The following is a 3911-nucleotide window of genomic DNA, read 5'->3' on the forward strand; positions in this document are numbered from 1 at the left end:
TTCGGCCGAAGGTCATCGAGCGTCCATCGCCGCGGCGTGTCCCTGCGATCACGGCGTCGTTAGCGGGAAGGAGCGGATTTGTTAGGCGCGGCCTCGACCTGAGGCAGGCAGGCCGCGTCTATTGAACCGATCGTTAGGGCAGCGTGTGTGTTCTCGGCCAGATGCTTAGCTGTGTCGACAAGGTGACGAGCCGTTGGGCCATCTCCGCGCTGACCCACCGGTACGCCACGTCGCGGATGTGGAGCAAGCTCGTGCTGCTCTGATGGATCGTTCAGCGTGCCGGCGGCTATGCTTGGGACCGAGTCGAGTCGACGACGTCGAGGCGGCGCTGCGCGATCTGGGCACGGGCCCGGATGGTTCGTACCTGGGGGACGCGATGCGGGATGTCGTGACGGTCCGGTGGGAACGGTAATGGAGGAATTTCGGTGAGCGCTCCGTCGACGTCTCGGATCACGCTGCTGGCCGTCACCAGCGAACCATTGGATATCGCCGCGCACGAGGCGGCGGTCGCGCATCGCGCCGCCGGGGCGATCGTGGTGTTCCAGGGCGCGGTTCGTAACCACGATCACGGTCGGGCCGTGGACAAGCTCGAATACGAAAGTCACCCCGACGCCGCCCGCGTGCTGCGCGAGGTGGCCGAGAAGTACGCCGCCCACCCGGATGTTCTGGCATTGGCCGTGTCGCATCGATTCGGCGCGCTGGAGATCGGTGACGTCGCCATCGTCGCCGCTGTCGCGACCGCGCACCGCGGCGAGGCGTTCAGTATCTGTGGACAGCTGGTCGATGAGGCGAAGGCGCGGCTACCGATCTGGAAGCGGCAAGTGTTCGACGACGGTACCGACGAGTGGGTCAATTGCCCATGACCCGCTACGCCTCCGATTTCGGCGAAGCGGCGTATGAACGCCGCGTGTGCGCTAAATGCCGGCCAAATCCTGTCTTGACGGTCACCGCAAGGAGGCGAGTGGTTTGTCGTGGATTCACGGCGGATCACGTGTCGTGGTGGATGCTACCCCCCATTGTGGACAGATGCTCGCCGCTGCCACCCCATTGCGCGGATATGATCTCAGCTGCGACGCTGACGGCCGTCTCCTCCGGGGTACGCGCGCCAAGGTCCAATCCGACCGGTGATGCAAGACGAGCCAATTCCGCCTCGGTCAAGCCGCTGTCGCGCAGCCGTTTGATGCGATCGTCGTGCGTGCGGCGCGACCCCATCGCTCCGATATAGGCCAGCGGCAGCCGCAGCGCCACCTCCAGCAGCGGCGCGTCGAATTTCGGATCGTGGGTGAGGACACAGACGACCGTGCGGTTGTCCAGTCGTCCGGCGTCGGCCTCAGCGGCCAGGTAGCGGTGCGGCCACGCGACGATGACCTCGTGTGCGTCCGGGAACCGGCGCTTCGTGGCGAACACCGGCCGCGCATCACAGACGGTCACGCGGTATCCGAGAAATGCTCCTATCCGCGCGACGGCGGCGGCAAAGTCGATTGCGCCAAACACGATCATCCGCGGCGGTGCGTGGTACGACGCGACGAACAGGGTCAGCTCGTCACCGCGGCGCTGTCCCTCGTAGCCGTACTTCAACGTCCCGGTCCGGCCGTTGGCGAGCATGCCGCGCGCATCGTCGGCGACCGCGTCATCGATTCTGTCACCGCCGAGCGTGCCCTCGACACGGTCCTCGTACACGACCAGTCGTCGCCCTAGCCGACCAGCCGGGTCACCGGCCGCGGCCGCTGGGGCGTCGGTTTCTATGACGGGGCCACCGGGTGCGAGCGCGACGCTCGCCTTGGACGCGGCGACGCACGTGATGACGGCCACCGGTGTCGAGGACCGAATCGCCTCGATGACCCCACCAAACTCGGGGAAGGTGGCGGGGTCGATTTTCTCGACGTATACATCCAGGATGCCGCCGCAGGTCAAACCCACCGCGAACGCGTCGTCATCGCTGACGCCGTAGCGCTGCAATACCGGGGCGCCCGCCGCCACCACCGACGCCGCCAACTCGTACACCGCGCCCTCGACACAACCGCCGGACACGCTGCCCACCGCTGTCCCGTCCGCGCCGACCAGCATCGTCGCACCCGCCGGGCGCGGCGCCGAGCGCCACGTCGCGACGACCGTAGCCATGCCGACGGCCTCTCCCGCCCTCCACCAGCGTTCCAGATCGTCCAACACCTCACGCATGGGAGATCACCCGCACAACATCCTCCAAGGCCGCAGCACCGTGGCCGCACACGAATCATCAAGATGCGGCAGTGCCGCTGCCATGCCGCCGGTCAACGGTTCATAGCCGTCTCGGCCTGAGTGCGGATTGACCCACACCAGCCGATACGCCAGGTGCCCCTTGGCGGCAAAACGGAATGGGCCGATCGTCGGGGCTTCGAGAACGTCCGGAGTGTCCGCGTCCTCGCAGATCGTCGAGAGATTCCGCATCGTCAGTATCACCGCCCTTTTCCCCTGTACGTAGATGAAAGCGGCATCGTCGCCATCCGACAAAGCGATCCGGTCAGCCGCCGATCGCGGACATTGGCCGGGCAGGCTGGAGGAACAGTCGGTCGTTGATCGCGTGACCCGGCAGTTTCCCGGCCATAGCGACCCGCCATCGGCGGGCGATCTCAGCGTCGTCGCAGCCGCCCCGCAGTGCGCCGCGCAGATCCGACTCATCTTGGCTGAACAGGCAGGAGCGGATCTGCCCGTCGGCGGTCAGGCGGGTGCGGTCACAGTCGCCGCAGAACGGTCGGGTGACGCTGCCGATGATGCCGACCGAAGCGCCGTCGTACCCGTCGACCAGCCAGATCTCCGCAGGCGCGGCGCCTCGGTGTCCAGGGTCGGGGGTCAACGTGAATTCGACCCCTAGCGCCGCCAAGATCTCTTCAGCTCTGACCATGGCGTTCCGGTTCCAGGTATGCCCAGCGTCGAGCGGCATCTGCTCGATGAACCGCATTTCGTAGCCGTGGGTCAACGCGAAGCGCAGCAGGGGAACGGCCTCGTCGTCGTTGACGCCGCGCAGCAGGACCGCGTTGATTTTGACCGGGACGAGGCCAGCGTCGGCGGCAGCGGCGAGCCCGGCAATCACGTCGCGGTGCCGGTCGCGTCGAGTCAGTCGCTCGAACCGGGCGGGCCGCAGCGTGTCCAGTGAGACGTTGACGCGGTCAAGCCCAGCCGCCGCAAGCGGCGACGCGAGCTTAGCGAGCCCCAATCCGTTCGTGGTTATCGAGATGCTCGGCCGAGGCCGCAGCGCCGCCGTGGCGGCGACGATCGGTAGCAGCCCGCGCCGAATCAGAGGCTCACCGCCGGTGAAGCGCACGTCGCGGATACCGAGTCGCGTGACACCGACGTCGATCAGCCGGACGATCTCATCGTCGGTCAGTAGGTCCGGACCGGCCAGCCACTCGAGGCCCTCGGCCGGCATACAGTAGGTACAGCGCAGATTGCACTTGTCGGTCAACGACACTCGGAGATCCACGGCCGTTCGCCCGTACTGATCGACGAGACCGTCGTTGGTCATCTCCACGCTCTCGACCGTATCGCGTGCCAGCGTGTTCGCGGCCGTGCCGAATGTCTCGACCTTCATTGGTGTTGATCCAATCGGGATATGTACGCCGATCGGTGCCGGCGCAGGTGGGGCATCGCAGCCAGATGCAGCCGCGTGGTACTTCGCCGATCGCGTCGAGATCGTGCGGTGGCCACGCGGCTGCGCGGGCGCCGATCGTCAAGGCCGAAAACGGCCTGCGCTGCCGCAGCAGTACTGCTGACGACTGTTGCTACCTCAGCGCAGGCCCCGGCCCGCTCGCACGCTCCGATAACCGGAGCCCGCGGTCGGATCGACGATGCACGGGCAGTCCCGAGCCCGAACGTGGTGCACGACGCCGTGGCGGCAGGGACTCGCAACGATCGCGTCGTGCACCGCGTCTGGG

4 protein-coding genes are annotated in these 3911 nt (G+C 66.9%); 1 reads left to right on the plus strand and 3 read right to left on the minus strand.

The genetic code is table 11. The annotated features are described in order from the left end of the window. Nucleotides 1-425 precede the first annotated feature (425 nt). A complete protein-coding gene (locus ABEA87_RS42040; protein WP_345639394.1) occupies nucleotides 426-863 on the plus strand; it encodes a molybdenum cofactor biosynthesis protein MoaE in 438 nt (145 codons plus the stop codon). A gap of 124 nt (nucleotides 864-987) precedes the next feature. Here the strand turns inward: ABEA87_RS42040 and ABEA87_RS42045 are convergent, their stop codons facing one another. The 3 genes from ABEA87_RS42045 to moaA form a co-directional block, all read right to left on the minus strand. Next, nucleotides 988-2178 (minus strand): XdhC/CoxI family protein, encoded by a 1191-nt coding sequence (locus ABEA87_RS42045; RefSeq protein WP_345639395.1) that lies wholly within the window; start codon nucleotides 2176-2178, stop codon nucleotides 988-990. 6 nt (nucleotides 2179-2184) lie between these two features. Further along, complete coding sequence (locus ABEA87_RS42050) at nucleotides 2185-2439, minus strand: hypothetical protein (protein WP_345639396.1); 255 nt, start codon at nucleotides 2437-2439, stop codon at nucleotides 2185-2187. A gap of 61 nt (nucleotides 2440-2500) precedes the next feature. Further along, nucleotides 2501-3502, minus strand: a complete 1002-nt coding sequence (moaA, locus tag ABEA87_RS42055) for a GTP 3',8-cyclase MoaA (RefSeq protein WP_345639397.1) — start codon at nucleotides 3500-3502, stop codon at nucleotides 2501-2503. Nucleotides 3503-3911 lie beyond the last annotated feature (409 nt).

Origin of the sequence: Rugosimonospora acidiphila (genome assembly GCF_039543385.1) — a bacterium.
Classification (GTDB): Bacteria; Actinomycetota; Actinomycetes; order Mycobacteriales; family Micromonosporaceae; genus Rugosimonospora; species Rugosimonospora acidiphila.